Origin of the sequence: Micrococcus luteus NCTC 2665 (genome assembly GCF_000023205.1) — a bacterium.
Lineage (GTDB): Bacteria > Actinomycetota > Actinomycetes > Actinomycetales > Micrococcaceae > Micrococcus > Micrococcus luteus.
The window spans coordinates 1,727,553-1,749,808 of the sequence record NC_012803.1 but is presented as its reverse complement, the minus strand read 5'-3'; the positions used below and the strand labels follow the sequence as shown (position 1 = coordinate 1,749,808).

Genomic DNA, 22,256 nt, shown 5'->3' with positions numbered 1-22,256 from the left:
CGCCGCACTTCCGTCAGGAGAAGCATGACCGCCACCCTCGTCGCCTCCGGCCTGGCCGGCGGCCACGGCCACCGCACGCTCTTCGAGGATCTGGACCTCACGGTCGCGCCCGGGGACGTCGTCGGCGTCGTGGGGGCCAACGGCACGGGCAAGTCCACGCTGCTGCGCATCCTCGGCGGGGACCTCGCCCCGCAGGCCGGCGCCGTGTCCCTCGCCCCCTCGGACGCCTTCGTCGGCTGGCTGCCGCAGGAGCACGAGCGCGTGCCGGGGGAGACGGTGGCCGGGTACATCGCCCGCCGCACCGGCTGTGCCGAGGCCACCCGAGAGATGGACGCCTCCGCTTCAGGCCTGGCGGACCCGGACGTCACCGACGCCGCCGCGGACCGCTACAACACCGCCCTCACCCGCTGGCTGACCTCCGGCGCCGCGGACCTGGAGGAGCGCATCCCCGCCGTCCTCGCCGACCTCGGCCTGGACCTCTCCGCCTCCCCGGAACAGGTCCTCATGACCTCCCTCTCCGGTGGGCAGGCCGCCCGCGTCGGCCTCGCCGCGCTGCTGCTCTCCCGCTTCGACGTCGTGCTCCTGGACGAGCCCACCAACGACCTGGACCTCGACGGTCTGACCCGCCTGGAGGCCTTCGTGCAGGAGCTGCGCGGCGGCGTCGTGCTGGTGAGCCACGACCGCGAGTTCCTGGCCCGCTGCGTCACCCGCGTCCTGGAGCTCGACCTCGCCCAGCGCACCAACCGCGTCTACGGCGGCGGCTACGAGGCCTACCTCGAGGAGCGGGCCACCCTGCGCCGCCAGGCCCGGGAGAAGTACGAGGAGTTCGCCGAGCAGAAGCAGGACCTCGTCTCCCGCGCCCGCATCCAGCGGGAGTGGTCCAGCCAGGGCGTGCGCAACGCGATGAAGAAGTCCCCGGACAACGACAAGCTGCGCCGCAAGGCCAACAGTGAGTCGAGCGAGAAGCAGGCCCAGAAGGTCCGGCAGATGGAGAGCCGCATCGCGCGCCTGGAGGAGGTGGAGGAGCCGCGCAAGGAGTGGAGGCTGGAGTTCACCATCGGTGCGGCGCCGCGCTCCAGCTCGGTGGTCGCCACCCTCAACGACGCCGTCTTCCGGCAGGGCGGCTTCACGCTCGGCCCGGTGTCCCTCCAGGTGAACGCGGGGGAGCGGATCGGCATCACCGGGCCCAACGGGGCCGGCAAGTCCACCCTGCTGCGCGGGCTGCTGGGCCGCCAGGCCCCGGACGAGGGCATGGCCGCCCTGGGGTCCAGCGTGCAGATCGGGGAGATCGACCAGGCGCGCTCGCTGCTGGTCGGGACCGTCCCGCTCGCCGCGGCCTTCGAGGCGCTCGTGCCCGAGATGGCCTCCGGGGAGGTGCGCACCCTGCTGGCCAAGTTCGGCCTCAGGGCCGACCACGTGAACCGCCCCGTGGACGAGCTCTCGCCCGGCGAGCGCACCCGGGCATCCCTGGCCCTGCTCCAGGCCCGCGGGGTGAACGTCCTGGTGCTCGACGAGCCCACCAACCACCTGGACCTGGAGGCCATCGAGCAGCTCGAACAGGCCCTGGAGACCTATGAGGGCGCCCTGCTGCTCGTCACCCACGACCGCCGCATGCTGGACACCGTCCGCACCGACCGCCGCTGGCAGGTCCAGGACGGGCGGGTGACGGAGCGCTGACGACCCGGGCACCGTCACCCTTGCCCGAGATTCGGTTGTGTACGACCATGAGAGTTCAGTACCCACCAACGAAAGGGCTCCCGACATGTCCCGCATCCTGATGATCCTCACCTCGCACGACCAGCTGGGCGACACCGGCCGCAAGACCGGGTTCTGGCTCGAGGAGTTCGCCTCGCCCTACTACGTCTTCACGGACGCCGGCCACGAGGTCACCCTCGCCTCGCCCCGCGGCGGCCAGCCGCCCATCGACCCGACGAGCTCGAAGCCGGAGATGCAGACCGAGGCCACCCGCCGGTTCGACCAGGACGAGGAGGCCAAGGCCGCCCTGGCCCACACCACGCCCCTGGCCCAGGTGGACGTGGACGGGTTCGACGCCGTCTTCTACCCGGGCGGTCACGGCCCGCTGTGGGACCTGGTGTCCGACGCCGACTCCACGCGGATCATCCTCGACAGCGACGCGGCCGGGCGCCCGCTCGGCCTCGTCTGCCACGCGCCCGGGATCCTGCACCCGATCACCGCCGCCGACGGCACCCCGTTCGTGCGCGGCCGTCAGGTCACCGGGTTCACCAACGGCGAGGAGGAGGCCGCCCAGCTGACGGACGTCGTCCCGTTCCTCGTCGAGGACTCGCTGATCGCCGCCGGCGCGGACTACCGCAAGGGCCCGGACGGGGAGAGCTTCGTGGTCACGGACGGCACCCTGGTGACCGGCCAGAACCCGGCCTCCTCCGCCGACGCCGCCCGCCGCGTCCTCGACCTGCTCGCCCGCTGACCCCCCGATCCCGCCGCCCCGACCCCGAGGAGACCACCTTGAGCACCCCCACCCGCACGCGCGAGATCCACCTCGCCTCCCGCCCCCACGGCGCCCCGACGCCGGAGAACTTCCGCCTCACGGAGGTCGAGCTCCCCGAGCTCGCCGAGGGCCAGGTCCTCGTGCGCAACACCGTGATGTCCGTGGACCCGTACATGCGCGGCCGCATGAACGACGTCGAGTCCTACGTGCCCCCGTTCCAGCTCGACGCCCCCCTCGACGGCGGCGCGGTGGGCACCGTGATCGCCTCGCGCCACGCCGACGTGCCGGAGGGCACGTCCGTGCTCCACGGCCTCGGCTGGCGCGAGCACGCCGTCCTCGACGGCGACACCGTCCAGGCCGTGGACACCTCCCAGTTCTCGGACAGCACCTACCTGGGCGTGCTGGGCATGACGGGTCTGACCGCCTACACCGGCCTCGTGCACGTGGCCGAGATGCAGGAGGGCGACGCCGTCTTCATCTCGGGCGCCGCGGGGGCCGTCGGCTCGGTCGCCGGCCAGATCGCCCGCCTGCTGGGCGCCTCGCGCGTGGTCGGCTCGGCGGGCACGCCCGAGAAGGTGGCGCGGGTGAAGGAGCTGGGCTTCGACGCCGCGTTCGACTACCACGACGGCTCGCCCACCGATCTGCTGGCCGAGGCGGCGCCGGAGGGCATCGACGTCTACTTCGACAACGTGGGCGGCGACCACCTCGAGGCCGCCATCGCCGCGATGCGGGTCGACGGCCGCGTGGCGATGTGCGGCGCGATCGCCCAGTACAACTCGACGGAGCCGCCGGCCGCCCCGCGCAACCTCGCCCTGGCGATCGGCAAGTGCCTGACCCTGCGCGGCTTCGTCCTGCAGAAGTACGCAGCGCAGGTCCGCCCCGAGTTCCTGGAGCGCGTGGGCCCGTGGGTCGCCGCCGGGAAGATCCAGTGGGACGAGACCGTCCGGGAGGGTCTGGAGAACGCACCCCAGGCGTTCATCGACCTGCTCGAGGGTGCCAACACGGGGAAGATGCTCGTCCGGCTGTGACGGGCGACGGCGCACTCGGGGGCGGCATGGACACCTTCCGGCATCAGGGCCTGACCTTCGACGTCCGCGACGGCGGCCCGGCCGAGGGGGAGGTGGTCCTGCTGCTGCACGGCTTCCCGCAGGACGCCACGTCCTGGAGGCATGTCGAGCCGCTGCTGCACGCCGCGGGGCTGCGCACCCTCGCCCCGGATCAGCGCGGCTACTCCCCGGGGGCCGCTCCGCGGGCGACGGCGGCCTATCGCCTCCCGGCGCTCGTGGGGGACGCCGTCGCGCTGGCGGACGCGGCGGGGGCGCGGCGCGTCCACGTCGTGGGCCATGACTGGGGCGGCGCCGTCGCCTGGGGGCTGGCCACCGCCCACCCCGAGCGCGTCGCGTCCCTGACCGTCCTGTCCACGCCGCATCCGGCCGCCCTGGCCCGCGCCCTGCGCGGCCCGGACCAGTTGCGCCGCAGCTGGTACATCGCCGCCTTCCAGGCACCGGTCCTCCCCGAACGGATCCTCTCGCGAAGGCTGGGCTCCCTGCTGCAGCGGGGGCAGGTCCCCGGGGCGGAGCACTACGCCCGCCGGTTCTCCACACCGCAGAGCCTGCGCGGTCCGGTGAACTGGTATCGGGCGAACCCGGATCTGGTGACCACCCCGCGCAGCGCGCCCGTGTCGGTCCCCACCACGTACGTGTGGGGCACCCGGGACGCGGCCCTGGGGCCGCGGGCCGCCGAGCTCACGGCCGGGCAGGTGGCGGGGGAGTACCGGTTCGTGAAGCTCGACGCGGACCACTGGCTGCCCGAGCGTGAGGCGGATGCCGTCGCCCGGGCGATCCTGGACCGGGTGCGTTGACCCGCGCTCCGCGCGCGGGCCGCTCCCGCCGTCTCAGCGCGCCCCGACGGCCTCGGTGATCCGGTTCAGCTGGTCCATGAGGACCTGGCGCTCGGCGACGTCGAGGGGGATCCGGGTGAGGGCGTCCACCGGGACCGTTCGGGCGGACGCCCGCAGCGCCCGCCCCTCGTCCGTCAGCCGCACCAGCACGCGCCGCTCGTCGCGGACGTCGCGCTCCCGCGTGACGAGCCCCATGCCGGCCAGGCGCCGCACCAGAGGCGTGATGGTGCCGTTGTCCATGCCGAGCCGGTCCCGCAGCGCCCCGACCCCCAGCGCCCCGGCGTCCGGTGTCGACGCATCCGTCTCGGCCGAGGCATCACCCTCCACCTGCCACAGGGTGAGCATCACGAGGTACTGCGGGTAGGTGAGGCCGAGGCGGGACAGCAGGGGGCCGTAGCCGCGCGTGACGGCGCGCGCCGCCCGGTGCAGGGCGAAGCAGAGCTGGTCCTCGAGGGCGAGGCTGGGGGTCGGCGCGGCATCCATGGGAGCGATTCTAGTGGTCGCTGGGGAGCGACTTGGTTGCGCGCGACCTAACCGGGTGGCAGGCTGGAGCCGACTCGTCCCGCACGGGGCGGGCGGATGAAAGGACCTCCCATGGAGACCATCTACACCGCCGAGGCGCTCAGCACCGGCGCCGGCCGTGACGGCCATGTCCGCACCACCGACGGGCGGGTCGACCTCGACCTCGCCGTGCCCACCGAGATGGGCGGCTCCGGCCAGGGCAGCAACCCCGAGCAGCTGTTCGCCGCCGGCTACGCCGCGTGCTTCCACTCGGCCCTGCAGATGGTCGCCCGCGCCTCCCGTGCCGACATCACCGACTCCTCCGTCGGCGCGCGCGTGGGCATCGGCCGCCAGGGTGAGGGCTTCGGCCTGGAGGTCACCCTCGAGGTCGTGCTGCCCCATGTCCCCGCGGAGCAGGCCCGCGCCCTCATGGAGCAGGCGCATCAGGTGTGCCCCTATTCGAACGCCACCCGGGGCAACATCGACGTCGTCCTCGAGCTCGGGGAGGCGTGATGACGAAGCGTCGGCAGTCCGTCCCCCTCTCGCAGACCGCCGCCCGCCTCGGCCTCGGCGGGTTCATGACCGCCGCGGGGCTGTCCCACCTCACCGTGGCGCGCCGTGAGTTCCGCGCCCAGGTGCCCTCGTGGGTCCCGCTCCCGGCGGACCTCGTGGTGCTCGGATCCGGCGTGGCCGAGATCGGCCTCGGGGCCGCTCTGCTGGCGCTCCCCGGGCAGCGTCGCCTGACCGGCACCGCCCTGGCGGCCTTCTACACCGCGATCTACCCCGGGAACATCGGGCAGTACGCCGAGCGCAAGGACGGCTTCGGGCTGGACACGGACGGCCGCCGCCTGGCGCGGCTGTTCGGCCAGCCCGCCCTCATCGCGGCCGCCCTGTGGGCCGCGGGAATCCCCGAACGGGAGCAGGGCGGGCGCGGCTGACGCCGTCGCCGGCCCCGCGGGCCTGTGCCGGCTCCGGGCGCGCGCCCGGAGCCGGCGTGATCTCACCCCGCCGCGAGGCGCGGCCCGTTCCGCAGGTGTACCGCAGGTGTCCGGCCCGGCGGGCCGTCAGCCTTGACGCATCGTCCCGGTCTCGAGGAAGCGCTGGTGCCAGGACAGGGCCTCGCCCAACAGGTGCGGGGTGTGCAGGCCGTCCGACTCACGCATCGCGCGGTCGAAGTAGTCCCGCAGCTGCTCCCTGTAGTCCGGGTGCGCGCACGTGTCGATGATCGTGCGGGCGCGCTGCTTGGGGGAGAGGCCGCGCAGGTCGGCCAGCCCCTGCTCGGTGACCACCACGTGCACGTCGTGCTCGGTGTGGTCCACGTGCGAGACCATCGGCACGATGCAGGAGATGTCCCCGCCCTTGGCCGTGGACGGGGTGAGGAAGAACGAGGTGAACGCGTTGCGGGCGAAGTCGCCGGAGCCGCCGAGACCGTTCATCATCTTCGTGCCCATCAGGTGCGTGGAGTTCACGTTGCCGTACAGGTCGGCCTCGAGCATGCCGTTCATGGCGAGGATGCCGAGGCGGCGCACGAGCTCGGGGTGGTTGGAGATCTCCTGGGTGCGCAGGATCAGCTTGTCCCGGTACTTCGCGGCGTTGTCGTTGAACCGTTCGGCGGCCTCGGTGGACAGGGAGAACGCGGTCGCGGACGCGGTCGCCAGGGTGCCGGAGTCCAGGGCGTCGAGCATGCCGTCCTGCACCACCTCCGTGAACGCGGACAGGCCCGTGAACCGGGACTTCACGAGCTCGGACATCACCGCGTTCGCGATGTTGCCCACGCCCGACTGCAGCGGCAGCAGCCGCTCGTCGTACCGGCCCTGGGCCACCTCGTGCTCGAAGAACTCCACGAGGTGCTGGGCGATCGCGATCGAGTCCGCGTCGGCGGGCTTGAAGGCAGAGTTCCGGTCCGGGGCGTGGGTCTCGACGACGGCCACCACCTTGGCCGGATCGCACCGCAGGTACGTCTCACCGATGCGGTCCGCGGGGTGGGTGAGCATGATCGGCGTGCGGTGCGGGGGCAGCGCGGTGCCGTAGTAGACGTCATGCAGACCCTCGAGGTCCTCGCTCTGCCACGAGTTGACCTCGAGGATCACCTGATCCGCCAGGTCGATCCAGGACTTGTTGTTGCCCACGGAGGAGCTGGGGACGAGACGGCCGTCCTCGCGGATCCCGGACACCTCGATCACCGCCGTGGTCATGGGCCCGTAGAAGCCGTTCCACACGCTCTGCGCCAGGTGGGACAGGTGCGTGTCGATGTACTCGATCGCGCCCGCGTTGATCTTGGCGCGCATCGTCGGGTCCGACTGGAACGGGGTGCGCAGCGCGACGGCGTCCGCCTCGGCCAGCGCACCGTCCATCTCCGCGGAGGTGGACGCCCCCGTGTGGAGGTTGATGCGGAACGCCTCGCCGCGCGCGTGCAGCTCCTTGGCCCGCTCGGCCAGCGCCGTCGGCACGGCCTTCGGATAGCCGGACCCCGTGAACCCGCTCATGCCCACGGTGGTGCCGTGCTGGATGAACGCCGCCGCCTCCGCGGCGGACATCACCTTCGACCGGAGGCCGGGGTGGTGGATGCGGGACGACATGGGTGAGGCCTCCGTGCGGGTGAGACGAGTCGAGCGAGAGCGCTGTGACGTGGAACAGCGATCAGCGTACCCGCGTCACGGGTGGCCGTGGGGATGATCACGCCGGAGGTCGCCGAGCCCGACCTGCGTGATCGACGACGGCGAACAGGGCTCGGCCCTCCGGGCCGACACCGCCTCGTATCCTGGCCTCGTGCACCCGTCTGTGAGCGAGCCCCTCACCCGACTGCCGGACGGCACCGTCAAGCAGCGCAACCCCTTCACCGGCACCGAGGTCTGGACCGTGCCCGGCCGCGGCCACCGCCCGCTCGGCCTCGTCCGGCCCGCCCCGCAGCCTCTCGACCCCGCCCAGCATGGCCGGCACTGTGCCTTCTGCGAGCACCGCCTGCTGGAGACGCCGCCGGAGAAGTCACGCATCGTCTCCACGAGGGCCGACGACGGCGCCCCGGCCTGGCAGATCCTGCGGCACCTGGCCGCGGAGCAGCTCGGGGAGACGACCCCCGCCTTCCGGCGGGTCCCCAACCTCTTCGAGATCCTCAGCTACGACTACTGGCGTCTCAACCACGGCTACGAACCCTCCCCGGACGCGCGCCGCCGTCGTGACGAGTACCTGGCCACCGAGGCCGGCCGCGCCCATGTGCGCGCCGTCGTCGCCGCGAAGCTGCGCGCCTCCGGCCGCTCCGCCGAGGAGGCGGCGGCGACGTCCGAAGCGGAGCTGATCGCGGCGTCGGCCGCGTTCTTCGGCGGCACGCACGACGTCGTGATCGCCCGGCGGCACTTCGTCGACGGTGCCGTCGACGACCACCAGCTCGCCTCCTCGGGCACCCTCACCCCGGACGAGCACCACGCGTTCCTGGCCCTGACCGCCGACGCGATGCGGGACCTCTACGCGACCACGCCCGCCGTGCGGTACGTCTCCGTGTTCCAGAACTGGCTCAAGCCCGCCGGCGCCTCCTTCGACCACCTGCACAAGCAGCTCGTGGCCATCGACGAGGTCGGCGCGCAGAACGCCGCCGCCCTGGACCGGCTGCGCGAGGACCCGCAGGTGTTCAACCACGCCGCGCTGGACGTGGCCGTGGCGCACGACCTCGTGATCGCCGCCAACGAGCACGCCGTGATGTTCGCCGGCTTCGGCCACCGGTACCCGACGGTCGAGGTCTACTCCACGAGCCCGGTGGGGCAGCCGTGGCGGCAGTCCGCGGCCGAGCTGCGCGCCCTGTCCGACCTGCTGCACGCCGCCCACGCGGCCACCGGGCCCGACGTCCCCTCCAACGAGGAATGGCACACCCGCCCGCCCGGCGTCGCGTCCCCGATGCCCTGGCGCGTGATGCTTAAGTGGCGCGTCTCCACACTCGCCGGCTTCGAGGGCGCCACCAAGATCAACGTCAACACCCTCAGCCCGTGGGACGTGCGGGACCGGGTGCTGGCGAGGCTGCGGGAGCTGCGGGCGGCGGGCGCGCTCGCGGACGGGGTGCGGATCGGGGCCGACGCGCGGGCCCGGCCGGGCGCCCTGCGGTACGCCGACTGAGCGGCGGGGCCCGTCCCTCCGCGCGGTCGGTAGCGTGGGCGTCATGGCCCTCCACCTGCAGCGCTACCGCGAGATCGCCCACGTCATGGCCCGCAACGGCCTCATGGCCACGGCCGTGCAGGCCGGGCTCTCCCGGTGGCTGCCCCTCGAGGAGGGGGAGCCGCACCTGGGCATCGACGCCGAGGCCCGCCCCGAGCTGTTCGTGCGCACGTTCGAGGAGCTGGGCGTCACCTTCGTGAAGCTCGGGCAGCTGATCTCGGCGCGCCCGGACCTGTTCCCCGAGGCCTACTGCGCGGCATTCGCCCGCCTCACGGACAGCACGACGGCGGTGCCCTTCGAGGCCATCGCCCGGACGGTGGAGGAGGACCTCGGCGCCGACGTCGACACCCTGTTCGCCTGGTTCGACCGGGCGCCCCTGGCCACCGCCTCCATCGGCCAGGCTCACCGTGCGCGCCTGCATGACGGGCGCTCCGTCGTCGTGAAGGTCCGCAAGCCCGGTGTGGTGGAGCAGGTCCAGGCGGACCTGGAGATCCTGCGGACGCTGGCGGCCACGTGGTCGCGGGCCTCGCGGACCGTCGCCGACCTGGACGTGCCGACCATGGTGGACGAGTTCGACCGCTCCCTGCGCGCCGAGCTCGACTACGTGGTGGAGGCGCGGGCCTGCGAGGAGATCGCAGCAGGCTTCCGGGACACCCCGGGCGTGCGGTTCCCGTGGATCGAGTGGGACCTGACCACCTCGCGCGTGCTGACCATGCAGGAGCTCTCCGGGCTGCGCGTGGACGACCTGGCCGGACTCGACGCCGCCGGCATCGACCGGGAGGAGCTGGCGTACCGGGCCGCCGAGGTGCTGCTGGCCATGGTGTTCGAGCACGGCGTGTTCCATGCGGACCCGCACGCCGGCAACCTGTTCATCGAGCCGGACGGGACCGTCGGGTTCATCGACTTCGGCTCCGTCGGGCGGATCTCCCCGTCCCTCCGGCGCCGGTTCGCGGGCCTGGCCATGGCGCTGGCCCGGCAGGACACCGACGGGCTGGTGCGGGCCCTGCTGGACATCGCCCCGCCGCGCGGCCCGGTGGACCGCCGTCGGCTCCGGCTGGAGGTGGCCCGGATCGTCGGCCGCCTCGAGGGACGCGAGCTCGAGGACATCCGCGTGGCGCAGCTGGTCTCGGAGATCTTCGCCCTCGTGCGGCGCCACCGGCTGTCCCTGCCGCCCGAGCTCGTGCAGCTGCTGCGGATGCTGATCATCGTGGACGGCATCGGCCGCCGCCTGCACCCCGGCTTCGACTACACCCGCGTGCTCGACCCGTTCGCCCTGCGCCTCGTGGGGGAGCACCTCGACCCCCGGCGGGTGGCGGGCCGGATCGGCCGGGCCACGATCGCGGCGGCCGAACTCGGCATCGACCTGCCGGAGTACGCCCGCAAGGTGATGGAACGCATCGACGACGGCGGGATCGACGTCACCGTCCGCGCGAGCGAGCTCGAGCCGCTCGTGACGCGCCTCGAACGGACGGGCGACCGGGTGGTGGCCGCCATGGTGGTGGCCGCGATGATCACCGGGGGCACGAACGTGCTCGTGGCGTACAAGGACCGGCTCGGCCGCTTCGCCGGGCCGGTGGTGGCCGCCGGCGGCGCCGCGCTGACCGGCGGCAGCGCCTATCTGGCCTGGATCAGCCGCCCCCGCCGCCGTCCTCGCTGAGGGCCGCGGGCGGGGTCAGACGTCGGGATCATGCCCGCACCAGGCCGGCCGCGGCGCAGGCCGTCTCGAAGTCCTCGAGGCCGAACGCCTGGATCGGGCTGACGACGCCGGCCTCGCGGGCCCGGCCTGCGGCGAGCTGCCGGGCCCCCCAGGCCATGAGGTCACCGGTCAACGTGTAGGCGTTGGGGCCGCTCAGGTGGACGTCCGCCACGACGCGGCCGGCCGCGTCGCGCGCGATCGCCCCGACCCGGGAGCCCGTGCGGGCCCGGTCCGCGGCGTCGGGGCCACCCGGGTCCCCGGCCAGGGGCCGCAGCAGGGCCTGCACGCCGCGGGCGACGCCGGGGAGCCACCCCACCGCGCCGAGGGCGGCGGCGCCGATCTGCGTGGGCCGGGCCGGGAACCAGCCGTTGAAGACCTCGACCTCGTCCAGGCCGGGCTGCATCCGCGGCAGGAACAGGGACTCCGTGCCGCCGAACAGCACGCCGCGGCGGTCCTGCCCGTCGACCCGGAAGACCGCCGATCGGCTGGCCAGGCCCGTCGTCGCCAGTCGCCCGCCGCGCCAAGTGATGGCTCGCTCGGTGAGGGCGTCCACCATCGTTTGGCGCGTCCCGTGGCTGAGGTCGACGCGCGGGTCCAGCTCGCCGTCGGCGAAGTAGCCGATCTGCAGGGACCGTGCCCATCCGGCGGCGTCCGCCAGCGCGAGCCCGCCCGCCAGCATGCCCGGCGCGTAGTCGAAGCCGAGGGCGGGCAGCAGGGCGGCGCCCGTGCGTCGGGCGGTGGCGTCCAGGTCCGCCTTGAGGTCCTTCACGAAGCCGACCTCACCGGTCGAGTCCACGTAGTGCGCGCCCCGCTCCGCGGCGGCGCGGGCGACCGGCCGGCCGTAGCGTTCGAAGGGGCCGACCGTGGAGACCAGCACATCACCCTCCGTGACCAGGGCCCTCAGCGAGGCGGGGTCCCCGGCGTCGGCGACGGCGACCTCCAGCCCCTCGTGCCGCTTCGCCGCCTGCTGGAGCGTGTCCCGGTTCCGGCCCGCCAGCACGGGCCGTGCACCCTGGGCCACGAGGGCGTCCACGACGAGGGATCCGGCGTAGCCCGTCGCACCGAGCACGATGATGCGGGGGGCGTCGGGGCGGTCGAGGTGCAGGGGAGAATCCGTCATGGCCCCACGCTAGGCCGCGCACGCGGAGACCTCACGGGCTCGGCGACGCCGATCCGCGTGGACCCGATCTCGCGCTCCTGGACCGGCGGGCCCGGACACGGCGAGCCTGGTCCGGCACCCGCCTGCAGGGGCAGACTCGAAGGATGACCCGCACCCCGCCCGCTCACTCCGCCTCGCCCGCCGCCGAGACCGGCGGCGAGAGCCTGCTGACCGTCCTGATCGCCCTCGGTGTGAACGCGGTGATCGCCGTCGTCAAGTCGATCGTGGGTGCGGTCACCGGCTCAGCCGCGATGGTGGCGGAGGCCGCGCACTCCTGGGCCGATGCCGGCAATGAGGTCTTCCTGCTGCTGGCGGAGCGTCGGGCCGGCCGAGTCCCCGACGCGCGGCACCCGCTGGGCTACGGGCGGGCGGCCTACGTGTGGTCGATGGTCGCGGCCTTCGGCCTGTTCGCGGTGGGCTCGGCGGTCTCGGTCTGGCACGGGATCACGGCCTGGTCCGCCCCTGAGGAGGAGGCGGAGTACACGATCGCGTACATCGTGCTCGCCGTCGCGTTCGTGCTCGAGGGCATCTCGTTCCTGAACGCGCACCGGCGCGTCCGCCGCGACGCGGAGCGGCGGCACATCAGCGATGCCACGTTCCTGCGCCAGACCTCGGACCCCACCCTGCGCGCCGTGTGGGTGGAGGACGCCTCGGCCCTGATCGGCCTGGTCATCGCGGCGGCCGCCCTCGCCCTGCACCAGCTCACCGGGGACCCCCGGTGGGACGCCGCCGGCTCGATCCTCGTGGGAGTGCTGCTCGGGGTCGTCGCGATCTTCCTGCTCTCGCGGAACATGGCGTTCCTCGTCGGCGAGGTCGCCGACCCGGCGGTCCGGACCCGGGTGCTGCGCTGGCTGCTGGAGCGGCCCGAGGTGCTCTCCGTGAGCTACCTGCACCTCGAGTACGTCGGCCCGGAGAAGCTCTTCGTCGTCGGGGCCGTGGACCTGGCCGGGGACGAGCGGGAGAGCGAGGCCGCGGTCCTGCTCCAGCGCGTGGAGGACGCCCTCCTCGAGCACCCGCGCGTGGCCGCCGTCGTGCTCTCCCTGTCCAACCCCGCCCACGCGCCCCTGGACCCGGAATCGCAGAACGCCCGCGCCTGAGCCCGGGCGTCCCACGCGGTGCGCGCTCTGCGCGCGAGCGGCGCGTCAGTCGATGCGGTGCAGCGCGCTGCCCTTGTGCATCGCGACGTGGTCCGTCTTGTCCGACTTGATCTCGTACTGCGGATCCTCGGGGGAGCACCGGCGCATGTGGCCCTTGTACTCGACGTCCTTCGTGTGCTTCTTCGTGATGACCCCGGAGACCTGCCCGGCCTCCGAGTTCCAGCCGACGTGGTCTCCGACCTTGAAGTCCTGGTCCTTCTTCTTCTCGCTCATCGCTCCTCCTTGATCAGGTCGCTGTGCAGGTGGTCCGTCATGTCCTCGCCGACGGCGGCCATGCGGAACAGCGTGCGCAGCCGCGTGCCGGCCTCGTCGAGGGTGTAGACGCGCTCGGTGGCGTCGACGCGCTTGGCCGTGGCGGTGCGGGCCACGGACGTGCTGGCCAGGGTCAGCGTCCGCCGGTCCGCGGACGACTCGCCCTCGAGCAGCTCCGTCTGGCCGGTCGGCTGGGCGAGGACGAGCTCGACGCCGTGCGCCCCCGGGAACCGGAGGAAGCCCACTTCGGTGTGCATCGGCCGGCCCTCGGGGGAGGCGGTGCGCTGCTCCAGGCGCAGGAACGGCTTGCCCGGGAGCGCGGCGAACGTGAGCGTCTCGGTGTACGTGAACGGCTCGATCGTCGGGTAGTGGCCGCGGCCCGGGCCGGTCCACGTGCCGAGGAGGAAGGCGTACGGGGCGACGTCGTCGTGCAGCTCCATGGCCCTCACCCTAGGCGCGCGCCCCGGGCGCGCCCATGGGCGGCGGGCCGGCGTCGTACAGTGGCCTCTCGTGACCCACGCCACGCCCGCCCCGCCGTCCGCCCCGTCCCTCGCGCGCCTCCGGGAGGCGGCCCCGTACCTGTCCCGGTGGCTGGCCACCCAGGTGGAGACGCGGCACGTGCCCGGCGCCCAGGTGGCCGTGCGGCTCGGCGACGAGCTCGTACTCTCGGCGGCGTTCGGCGTGGCCGACGAGTCCACCCGGGTGGAGCTCACCACCGGCCACCTGTTCCGCGTGGCCAGCCATTCCAAGACCTTCACGGCCGTCGCGGTGCTGCGCCTCGTCGCCGCCGGCCGCCTGCGCCTCGACGACACCGTGGCCGAGCGCCTGCCGGACTGCGCCGACACCCCGCTGGCCCGGGTCACCGTCCGCGAGCTGCTCTCGCACACCTCCGGCGCGATCCGCGACGGGGTGGACGCGGACCACTGGCAGCTCGACGGCGCCTTCCCGGACGCCGCCGCCCTGCGCGCGATCGTCCGCGACCACGGCGCCACCTACGCCCCGCAGGAGCGCTTCAAGTACTCGAACATCGGGTACGGCCTGCTCGGGGCGATCATCGAGGCTGTCACGGGCCGCGGCTACGCCGAGCACGTCACGGAGGACATCCTCGTCCCGCTCGGTCTCACCGACACCCGCCCCGAGATTGACGACGACGCGGCGGACCGGGCCGTCGTCGGCCACACCCGGGCCCACGGCCGCGGGCGTCGGGTGACCGTGGCACCGACCGCCACCGGTGCGCTGGCCGCGGCCACCGGCTTCGTCTCCACGGCGGAGGAGCTCAGCCGCTTCTTCTCCGCTCTCGCACTGGATCGGCGCGAGCTGCTGGACGAGCACGCGCTGCGCCTGATGCACCGGGCCGAGGCCGCCTTCCCGCGGGGTACCGGGACCGGCACCTACGGGCTCGGCCTGATCGGGATCAGCGTGGACGGACGACGGCTCGTGGGCCACTCCGGCGGCTTCCCCGGGCAGATCACCCGGACCCTGGTGGACCCGGCCACCGGTCTGACCGTCAGCGTGCTCACCAACGCCGTGGACGGTCCGGCGGACGCGCTCGCGGTGGGCCTCGTCGAGCTCATCGACCTGCTCGCCCAGGACGCCGCCGACGGGCAGGCGCTGCCCGCCGATGTCACGACCGACGACCTCGACCGGCTGACCGGCCGCTACGTCTCCCTGTGGGGCGAGACCGACGTGGTTCGCGCAGGTGAGCGCCTCGTGCTGATCGACCCCGGCACGCCCGGCCCCCGCGACAGGATGCACGAGCTGCGAGCGCTCGACGCCACCACGTTCCTGCCCGAGGACGAGGACGGCTTCGGCGCGTCGGGGGAGCGCATCCCGTTCGACCTCGGCGACGACGGCCGGGTGGTGAGGATGCGCGTGTCCGGGGTGAGCAGCTGGCCCGAAGAGGACTACCTCGCCCGGCGTGGCGACGCCTGGGGTCACCGCTCGGCCGCCGGCGGTGGGGTGACCGCGCGGGACTGAGCCGCCGCCTGCGGGCGGCCTCAGTCGAGGCCCGGGCGGCGGCGCGTGCGCTTCACCTCGGAGCGACGGCTTTTGGCCTCCAGACGGCGCCGCCGGGAGCCGCGGGTCGGCGTCGTGGCCCGCCGCGGCGTCGGCGGGGCGAGGGCCTCGCGCAGCAGCGCCGCGAGCCGCTCGCGGGCGGCCACCCGGTTGCGCCGCTGGGCCCGGTGCTCCGCCACGCTGACGGTGAGCACCGTGCCGGCCAGCCGGGGCGCCAGCCGCGCGAGGACCCGGGCGCGCTGGACGTCGTCGAGGGCGGAGGTGGCCGCCAGGTCCAGGCTGAGCTGGACCCGCGAGTCCGCCGTGTTCACGCCCTGACCGCCCGGGCCGGAGGCGTGGGAGAAGCGCTCGACGAGTTCGCCCTCGGGGATGACCAGCCCGCGGGGTGCGCCGGGGCCGGGGGTGACGCGCACGTCGCCGGGGCGGGGCTCAGCCACGGGGGGCCGCCGTCCGTGGTCCGCGCAGGTCCGCGAGTGCGACGAGGAGCGCGAGGGCCATGCACCCGGCCACCAGCGCGAAGGCGGCCATGAACGCCCCGTCCCAGTCGGCACTGGAGGCGACGCCCAGGAACACCCCCACGATCACGGCGGTGCCGACGGCCGTGCCGACGCGCTGGCCGGTCTGCAGGACGCCGCCGGCCGTGCCGGAGTGCCGCGGGGGGACCTCGGCCAGGCTGAGGGTCTGGTTGGGGGAGACCACCAGCCCCTGCCCGGCACCCAGGATGGCGAGGGTGAGCAGCAGCCACCACGGGCTCAGTCCGAACTCCCGGTTGGCCCACGCCACCCCGATGGAGCCGACGACGGCGAGCAGTGCCAGCGTGATGCCGAGGACGACGATCTTCCGGCCCGTGCGCAGCACCACGCGCCCGGCCACGGTGGCCATCACGCTCGACATGACCGCCGACGGCAGGCCGATCAGGGCGGCGTGCAGCGCCGGGTAGCCCAACCCGTTCTGCATGAACATGGCGATCACCACGAACATGCTGGTCGAGCCGGTGAAGTAGATGGCGATCAGCAGGGCGCCGCACGCGAAGCTGCGGGTCTGGAACAGGCGCAGGTCCACCATCGGGGCGCGGCCCCGTCGGGCGTAGCGGGCCTCCCACCGCGTCCAGAGGGCGGCCAGGCCGATGCCGACGGGCACGAGGGCGAACCGCCACGGCCCGAGCCCACGGTCCAGGAACGGGAGCATGACGGCCACGAGGGCGCCCGCCAGCAGGACGACGCCGACCGGGTCCAGGTCCTGACGCCGCGCCCGCACGGGGGCGGTGCGTGGCAGCCAGTGGCGGGCCACGACGAGGGCGCCGAGGGCGATGGGCACGTTCACCAGGAAGGTCGCGCGCCAGCCGAGGTCACCGCCGAGCCACGCGATGAGCCCGCCGCTGAGCAGCGGCCCCACCGCCACGGACACCCCGACGACGGCGCCGAGCGCCCCGAACGCCCGGGCGCGGGAGGCGCCGGAGAACTCGCCCTGGATGAAGCCGGTGACCTGCGGGTTGAGCAGGCCCGCGCCCACGCCCATGACCAGGCGCGCGAGCACGAGCAGGACGCCCGTGGGCGCCAGTCCGGACAGGAGCGCACCGAGCGCGAACACGCCGAGGCCCACCATGAACAGTCGGCGTCGTCCGAAGAGGTCACCCGCCCGGCCCGCCGGCACGAGCACCATGCCGAACACGAGGGTGTAGCCGGAGATGGCCCACTGCAGCTCCGTGTCGCTGGCGTCCAGGCCCCGCTGCAGGGCGGGCAGGGCCACGTTGATGCTGGACACGGCCAGCAGGGACATGAAGATCGGGATGAGGAGCACCGCGAGGATGCGCTGCTGGTGCGGGGTGAAGGCCGAGGACGCGGCGCCGTCGGACGGACGCGGGGCGACGGGCATGCGGCCTCCTCCTCGGGGGGTATCTCGGGCGCTCTCCAGGATCGGCCCTCGTCCCGCATCGTGCCAGGTCCCAGGGTCCTCGGCCCGGTGCGGCGCACGGAGGCCATGAGCGCGACCGACGCGCTGCTGCCCCTCACTTCGCGTCCGCGTACGACCCCACGCTGGAGACGGTGAGAGGGAAGTCCACGGGGGCGGGACCGAACAGCAGGCGACCGGCGGCGCTCGCGGACTCCGCCACGACCGTCCGCACGGCCTCGGCCTCCGTGGTCGGCCCGTGTAGGACGACCTCGTCGTGGACGAAGAACACGAGTTCCGTGCGCATGCCGGCCGACCGCAGTCGACGGCGGATCTCGCCCATCCAGCACAGCGCCCACTCGGCCGCGGTGCCCTGCACCACGAAGTTCCGGGTGAAGCGGCCCTGGGAGCGCCGCCGTCGCCGGGCCGCGGACTCGGCGGCCTGGGTGCCGACGTCGGACACGGACTCCTGCCACTTCCGCCCCGGTGCGGGGGACCAGCGGCCCAGCCACGTGGACACCTGGCCGCCGCCCTCGCCGACGGTGGCCGCCCGCTCGAGCAGGCCGATCGCTCGGGGGTAGAGCCGGCGCAGGTGCGGCATGAGCGCCGCGGAGTCGCCCGTCGTCGAGCCGTACATCGCACCCAGCAGGGCGATCTTCGCGCGCCCGCGGTCGGCCAGCGCGGTGCCGGCCGCCCGGCCCTGCTCCGCCACCTCCCGGTACAGGTCGGGCGTGGTCCCGGCACGGGCCAGCACCTCGTCGGCGGCCATCGCGGCGAGGATGCGCGGCTCCACCTGGGAGGCGTCGGCCACGGTCAGCGTCCACCCGGGGTCTGCGCGGACGGCGTCGCGCACCCCGGCCGGGACCTGCATGGCCCCACCGCCGTGGGCGGCCCACCGCCCGGTCACCACGCCGCCGACCAGGTAGGCGGCGTGGAACCGGCCGTCGTCGCCGATCCACTGGTCCAGCCAGTGCCAGCCGTTGGCCGTCCACAGCCGGGCCAGGGCCTTGTACTCCAGCAGCGGCGCGAGCAGCGCGGCCCGCGCCTCGCGTTCCGCGCCGCCGGCGTCGATCCAGTGCTTCAGGTCCCACTGCCGCGTGGACTCCACGGCCACGCCCGCCGTCTGCAGCGCCCGCAGCAGGCTCGGCTGCGAGTCGGGGCTCAGCCCGGGGGAGCCCAGGACGTCGGCGATGCGTTCGGCCAGGGCCTGCAGGCGGGCCGGACGCTCGCCCGGTGCAGGCCGGGGGCCGAGCTGCTCGGCGAGGAGCGCCTCGTGCACGCCCCGGTCCCACGGCAGACCCGCCGCCCGGATCTCCGCGGCCACGAGTGCGCCCTGCGACTCCGCCGCCGCGAGCAGCCGCAGCCGGTGCGGGTGGGCCGAGCCCTCGACGGCCGCCCGCTGCGCGGCCAGCTCGGCCGCGAGCACGGTGACGTCCGGGGTGGCGCCGGCCTCGTCCGGCAGGTCGAAGAAGGACTCCTGACCGGCGGGCACCCGCGCGGGGCGCTCGGGCTCCGTCGGGTCGGCGACCTCGAGCTGCGCCACGGGCGTGTAACGCACCCCGCTGCCCGGCGCCGTCGCCGCGTGCCGCAGGATCCGCTGGACGAGGGCCAGGTCCCAGCACCGATCCACCCGCACCCCCGCCGCCAGCCAGGCGGTGTACTCCGTCCCGACGTCGGCGAGCACCCAGCGGACCGTGCCCGGGTCCACGCCCAGGCGGGCGGGCAGACCGGCCACGAGTCCCGCCACGGACCCGGCGGGGCAGGAGCCCAGGGGAGTGGCGGCGTCCCCGTCCACGGCCCACCAGGTGCCGGGGCTGCCGACGGAGGCGGGGGCGGGGCCCAGGACGACGAACATGGCCCTCATTCTGCCCCGTGGCCGGGCCGTGACCCGAGGCGCGTCCGGCGTCTGCCCGGCGTGGGCCCGGGCACGGTCGCGACCACGGCGACCACGGTTCCCCCTCCTGACCCCCCGTCGCCTCGCCGTGGGCGGCGCGAGGGGCTGTGCGACTTGCACGCTCCCCAGGCGCAGAACACACTGTGCGGACGCACCGGCGCGCAGCGGGCCGTCGGGCGCCACCCAGAGAGGACCCACCATGACAGCGACCCGGTCCGGCGGCGCCGCGACGTCTCGCCTCAACGCCAAGGTGGTCGGCATCTCGGTCGCCGCCGCGCTCGGCGGCTTCCTGTTCGGCTTCGACACCTCCGTCATCAACGGCGCCGTGGACGCCCTCGCCGGGGAGTTCGGCCTCGGTGCCGGTCTCACGGGCTTCGCCGTCTCCTCGGCGCTGATCGGCTGCGCACTCGGCGCCTGGTTCGCCGGGCCGATCGCCAACCGTCGCGGCCGCGTGCCCGTGATGGTGATCGCCGCGATCCTGTTCCTGGTCTCCGCCATCGGCTCGGGTCTGGCGTTCGGCGTCGTCGACCTGATCTTCTGGCGCATGGTCGGCGGCCTGGGCGTGGGCGCCGCGTCCGTGATCGCTCCGGCGTACATCGCGGAGGTCAGCCCGGCCCATGTGCGCGGTCGCCTCGGCTCGCTCCAGCAGCTGGCGATCGTCCTCGGCATCTTCGCCGCGCTGCTCACGGACGCGCTCTTCGCGACGATGGCCGGGGGAGCGGCGCAGCCGTTCTGGCTCGGTGTCGACGCCTGGCGCTGGATGTTCATGGCCGAGGCCGTCCCGGCGGTGCTGTACGGCCTGTTCGCCCTGAAGTTGCCGGAGTCCCCGCGCTACCTGGTCGCCCGTGGTCGCACGGACGAGGCGGCCGAGGTCCTGCACGAGTTCACCGGCGTGGACCGGGTGAACCTGATGATCGAGGACATCCGGCGCTCGCTGGACTCGGAGCACCGCGAGTCATTGGCGGACCTGCGCGGACCGGCGGCGGGCCTGCAGCCGATCGTGTGGATCGGCATCCTGCTCTCCGTCTTCCAGCAGGCCGTGGGCATCAACGTGATCTTCTACTACTCCACCACCCTGTGGCGCTCGGTGGGCTTCGGGGAGTCGGACGCCCTCACGGTCACCGTGATCACCTCGGTCACGAACATCGCCGTCACCTTCATCGCGATCGCCCTGGTGGACCGCGTCGGCCGTCGCCCCATGCTGATCGCCGGCTCCGCCGGCATGGCGGTCAGCCTCGGCCTGATGGCACTGGCCTTCTCCTTCGCGGAGACCGGCGGCGCCGAGTCCGTGTCCCTGCCGCAGCCGTGGTCCACGGTGGCGCTGGTGGCCGCGAACGCCTTCGTGGTGTTCTTCGGCGCCACCTGGGGTCCGCTGGTCTGGGTGCTGCTGGGCGAGATGTTCCCGAACCGCATCCGCGCCGGCGCGCTCGCCGTGGCCGCCGCCGCGCAGTGGGCGGCGAACTTCACCGTCTCCACCACGTTCCCGTGGTTGGCGGACATCGGCCTGACCCTCGCCTACGGTCTGTACGCGGTCATGGCGGCGCTGTCCCTGGCCTTCGTGGCGGCCTTCGTCCCCGAGACCAAGGGCAAGACGCTCGAGGAGATGAGCGACGTCGTCGTGCGCTCCCCGGGGCAGCGGCGCGCGGTGCGCGCCGAGGCCGAGCGGGACCTGCGCGGCTGACACCGCCCGTCCCGACGACGGCCCCCTCCCGGAGCTTCTGTCAGGGAGGGGGCCGTGGTGTGTGCGGGGCGGGTCAGCCGGCGTCGGCGCCGGTGGCGGCCTCCTCGTCGTCGCGGCGCTCCAGGCCCTCGTCCTCGGAGTCCTCGATGAGACGGTCTCCGGCGATCTTGTCGACGATCATCGCGATGGCGGCGTCGCCGGTCACGTTGGTGGCGGTGCCGAAGGAGTCGATGGCGATGTATGTGGCGACCATGAGCGCGACCTGCGGCTCGGTGAAGCCGAGCATCGAGGACAGCAGGCCCGAGGCCGCCACGATTGCGCCGCCGGGCACGCCGGGCGCCGCGACCATGGTGACGCCCAGCATGAAGATGAAGCCCACGAACACCGGGACGTCGATCGACTGGCCCGAGAGGAACAGCACCGCGATGGAGAACGAGACGATCTTCACCGTGGAGCCGGCCAGGTGGATCGTCGCGCACAGCGGGATGACGAACGAGGCGATCGGCCGGCGCACGCCGAGCAGCAGGGTCTGGCGCAGGGTCACCGGGATGGTCGCCGCCGAGGACGAGGTGCCCAGGGCCGTCGCGTAGGCCGGCAGCATCGTCTTCAGGGCCGTGAACGGGTTGCGCCCCGCGATCGCGCCCGCGACGACGTACTGGACGAGCAGCAGCACCACGGTGAGGCCGAAGACCAGCAGGATCACGCCGAGGAACGTGGTGATGACCTTGAAGACCTCGCCGGCGGCGGTCATGTTCAGGAACACGCCGAAGATGTAGACGGGCAGCAGCGGCACGATCAGGCCCATGACGACCCGCTCGATGATCGATCGCAGCTGGTCGAAGCTCTCGTGGAGGGCGCCGCGCGGCAGCATCGTCAGGCCGATGCCGAGCACGAACGCGAGCAGCAGGGCCGTCATCACGCCGAAGGGCGGGTCCATCTGCACCTCGAACAGCGGGCCGAGCAGCGCGTCCTCGGGGTTGGCCATCGCCTCGAAGGACCCGGGCGTGAGGATCAGCGGGAAGACGAGCAGGCAGACCAGCAGGGCGCCGAAGCCGCCGAGCAGGGTGGAGCCGTAGGCGATGCCGCCGGTCAGGGCCAGCAGCTTCCCCGCGCCCCGGCCGATGTCGCCGATGGCGGGCGCGACGAGCGCCAGGATCAGCACCGGGACGATGAAGCCCAGGAAGTTCGAGAACAGCCCGTTGAAGGTGGCGAAGGCCTGCACGAGCCAGGTCGGCGCGACCAGGCCGACGAGGACGCCGGCCACGATCGCGACGAGGATGCGGGGCAGCAGGCCGACGCGGCGGCGGGGCGCGGCGACGGCGCCCCCGGAGTCGGTGCCGGACGCGTCGAGGGCGTCGGAGTGGGAGCGAGACATGGCCGACACGCTAGCGCAGGCCGTCCTGCCCGTCGCCCGGTCGGTAGGCCATCCGTGGCGGTGCCGGTGACCCCCGTCGTGGTGCAGAACACAGGGAGTGCCACCGTCTCGGGTAGCGTGCAAGA

The 22,256-nt window shown here is 73.8% G+C and carries 20 protein-coding genes; 11 read left to right on the top strand and 9 right to left on the bottom strand.

Annotated elements, in window-relative coordinates; all coding sequences use genetic code 11:
* Nucleotides 1–24: 24 nt before the first annotated feature.
* The 4 genes from MLUT_RS19470 to MLUT_RS19455 all read left to right on the top strand — a co-directional run bounded on the left by MLUT_RS19470 (nt 25) and on the right by MLUT_RS19455 (nt 4,328).
* Nucleotides 25–1,677: an ABC-F family ATP-binding cassette domain-containing protein gene (locus tag MLUT_RS19470; RefSeq protein WP_010080498.1), complete on the top strand. Its 1,653-nt coding sequence runs from the start codon at nt 25–27 to the stop codon at nt 1,675–1,677.
* 85 nt (nt 1,678–1,762) lie between these two features.
* Nucleotides 1,763–2,446 (top strand): type 1 glutamine amidotransferase domain-containing protein, encoded by a 684-nt coding sequence (locus MLUT_RS19465; protein WP_010080499.1) that lies wholly within the window; start codon nt 1,763–1,765, stop codon nt 2,444–2,446.
* A 38-nt stretch (nt 2,447–2,484) separates the two neighbouring features.
* A complete protein-coding gene (locus MLUT_RS19460; protein ID WP_010080500.1) occupies nt 2,485–3,495 on the top strand; it encodes an NADP-dependent oxidoreductase in 1,011 nt (336 codons plus the stop codon).
* A 26-nt stretch (nt 3,496–3,521) separates the two neighbouring features.
* Nucleotides 3,522–4,328: an alpha/beta fold hydrolase gene (locus tag MLUT_RS19455; protein WP_029248324.1), complete on the top strand. Its 807-nt coding sequence runs from the start codon at nt 3,522–3,524 to the stop codon at nt 4,326–4,328.
* A 33-nt stretch (nt 4,329–4,361) separates the two neighbouring features.
* Here MLUT_RS19455 and MLUT_RS19450 read toward each other — a convergent pair whose 3' ends face one another.
* Nucleotides 4,362–4,850, bottom strand: coding sequence for a MarR family winged helix-turn-helix transcriptional regulator (locus tag MLUT_RS19450; protein ID WP_010080502.1), 489 nt, complete (start codon nt 4,848–4,850; stop codon nt 4,362–4,364).
* A gap of 111 nt (nt 4,851–4,961) precedes the next feature.
* Between MLUT_RS19450 and MLUT_RS19445 the strand changes: the two genes are divergently transcribed.
* Both MLUT_RS19445 and MLUT_RS19440 read left to right on the top strand, forming a co-directional pair.
* Nucleotides 4,962–5,381: an organic hydroperoxide resistance protein gene (locus MLUT_RS19445; RefSeq protein WP_010080503.1), complete on the top strand. Its 420-nt coding sequence runs from the start codon at nt 4,962–4,964 to the stop codon at nt 5,379–5,381.
* On the top strand, nt 5,381–5,806 hold the full coding sequence (locus MLUT_RS19440; protein ID WP_010080504.1) for a DoxX family protein: 426 nt from the start codon (nt 5,381–5,383) through the stop codon (nt 5,804–5,806). Before MLUT_RS19445 ends, MLUT_RS19440 begins: the two co-directional genes overlap by 1 nt.
* A gap of 126 nt (nt 5,807–5,932) precedes the next feature.
* Here MLUT_RS19440 and scpC read toward each other — a convergent pair whose 3' ends face one another.
* Nucleotides 5,933–7,447, bottom strand: coding sequence for a succinyl-CoA:acetate CoA-transferase ScpC (gene scpC, locus MLUT_RS19435; RefSeq protein WP_010080505.1), 1,515 nt, complete (start codon nt 7,445–7,447; stop codon nt 5,933–5,935).
* A 202-nt stretch (nt 7,448–7,649) separates the two neighbouring features.
* Here scpC and MLUT_RS19430 point away from each other — a divergent pair, with 202 nt between their 5' ends.
* Nucleotides 7,650–8,972, top strand: coding sequence for a DUF4921 family protein (locus MLUT_RS19430; protein WP_231936598.1), 1,323 nt, complete (start codon nt 7,650–7,652; stop codon nt 8,970–8,972).
* Between the two features lie 43 nt (nt 8,973–9,015).
* Nucleotides 9,016–10,668 (top strand): ABC1 kinase family protein, encoded by a 1,653-nt coding sequence (locus tag MLUT_RS19425; protein ID WP_010080507.1) that lies wholly within the window; start codon nt 9,016–9,018, stop codon nt 10,666–10,668.
* 28 nt (nt 10,669–10,696) lie between these two features.
* Here the strand turns inward: MLUT_RS19425 and MLUT_RS19420 are convergent, their stop codons facing one another.
* A complete protein-coding gene (locus MLUT_RS19420; protein ID WP_010080508.1) occupies nt 10,697–11,827 on the bottom strand; it encodes a saccharopine dehydrogenase family protein in 1,131 nt (376 codons plus the stop codon).
* 143 nt (nt 11,828–11,970) lie between these two features.
* On the opposite strand from MLUT_RS19420, the gene MLUT_RS19415 reads away from it, so the two are divergent.
* Nucleotides 11,971–12,963, top strand: a complete 993-nt coding sequence (locus MLUT_RS19415; RefSeq protein ID WP_010080509.1) for a cation diffusion facilitator family transporter — start codon at nt 11,971–11,973, stop codon at nt 12,961–12,963.
* 45 nt (nt 12,964–13,008) lie between these two features.
* On the opposite strand, the gene MLUT_RS19410 is transcribed toward MLUT_RS19415, so the two are convergent.
* Both MLUT_RS19410 and MLUT_RS19405 read right to left on the bottom strand, forming a co-directional pair.
* The gene (locus MLUT_RS19410) at nt 13,009–13,236 is read right to left on the bottom strand and encodes a hypervirulence associated TUDOR domain-containing protein (RefSeq protein WP_010080510.1); all 228 of its coding nucleotides are present in this window, start codon (nt 13,234–13,236) and stop codon (nt 13,009–13,011) included.
* Nucleotides 13,233–13,715 (bottom strand): heme-binding beta-barrel domain-containing protein, encoded by a 483-nt coding sequence (locus tag MLUT_RS19405; RefSeq protein WP_010080511.1) that lies wholly within the window; start codon nt 13,713–13,715, stop codon nt 13,233–13,235. Before MLUT_RS19405 ends, MLUT_RS19410 begins: the two co-directional genes overlap by 4 nt.
* Nucleotides 13,716–13,785: 70 nt before the next feature.
* Here MLUT_RS19405 and MLUT_RS19400 point away from each other — a divergent pair, with 70 nt between their 5' ends.
* Complete coding sequence (locus tag MLUT_RS19400; protein ID WP_012751022.1) at nt 13,786–15,252, top strand: serine hydrolase; 1,467 nt, start codon at nt 13,786–13,788, stop codon at nt 15,250–15,252.
* Nucleotides 15,253–15,272: 20 nt separating this feature from the next.
* Here MLUT_RS19400 and arfB read toward each other — a convergent pair whose 3' ends face one another.
* The 3 genes from arfB to MLUT_RS19385 all read right to left on the bottom strand — a co-directional run bounded on the left by arfB (nt 15,273) and on the right by MLUT_RS19385 (nt 19,036).
* The gene (gene arfB, locus MLUT_RS19395; protein WP_012751021.1) at nt 15,273–15,728 is read right to left on the bottom strand and encodes an alternative ribosome rescue aminoacyl-tRNA hydrolase ArfB; all 456 of its coding nucleotides are present in this window, start codon (nt 15,726–15,728) and stop codon (nt 15,273–15,275) included.
* Nucleotides 15,721–17,166: an MFS transporter gene (locus MLUT_RS19390; protein ID WP_010080513.1), complete on the bottom strand. Its 1,446-nt coding sequence runs from the start codon at nt 17,164–17,166 to the stop codon at nt 15,721–15,723. The genes arfB and MLUT_RS19390 overlap by 8 nt, the downstream gene beginning before the upstream one ends.
* A gap of 133 nt (nt 17,167–17,299) precedes the next feature.
* Nucleotides 17,300–19,036: a bifunctional 3'-5' exonuclease/DNA polymerase gene (locus MLUT_RS19385; protein WP_010080514.1), complete on the bottom strand. Its 1,737-nt coding sequence runs from the start codon at nt 19,034–19,036 to the stop codon at nt 17,300–17,302.
* A 238-nt stretch (nt 19,037–19,274) separates the two neighbouring features.
* Here MLUT_RS19385 and MLUT_RS19380 point away from each other — a divergent pair, with 238 nt between their 5' ends.
* Entirely contained in the window at nt 19,275–20,756 is a 1,482-nt protein-coding gene (locus MLUT_RS19380) for a sugar porter family MFS transporter (RefSeq protein ID WP_010080515.1), read from the top strand.
* Between the two features lie 73 nt (nt 20,757–20,829).
* Here MLUT_RS19380 and MLUT_RS19375 read toward each other — a convergent pair whose 3' ends face one another.
* Entirely contained in the window at nt 20,830–22,131 is a 1,302-nt protein-coding gene (locus tag MLUT_RS19375) for a dicarboxylate/amino acid:cation symporter (protein ID WP_012751020.1), read from the bottom strand.
* Nucleotides 22,132–22,256: the final 125 nt, after the last annotated feature.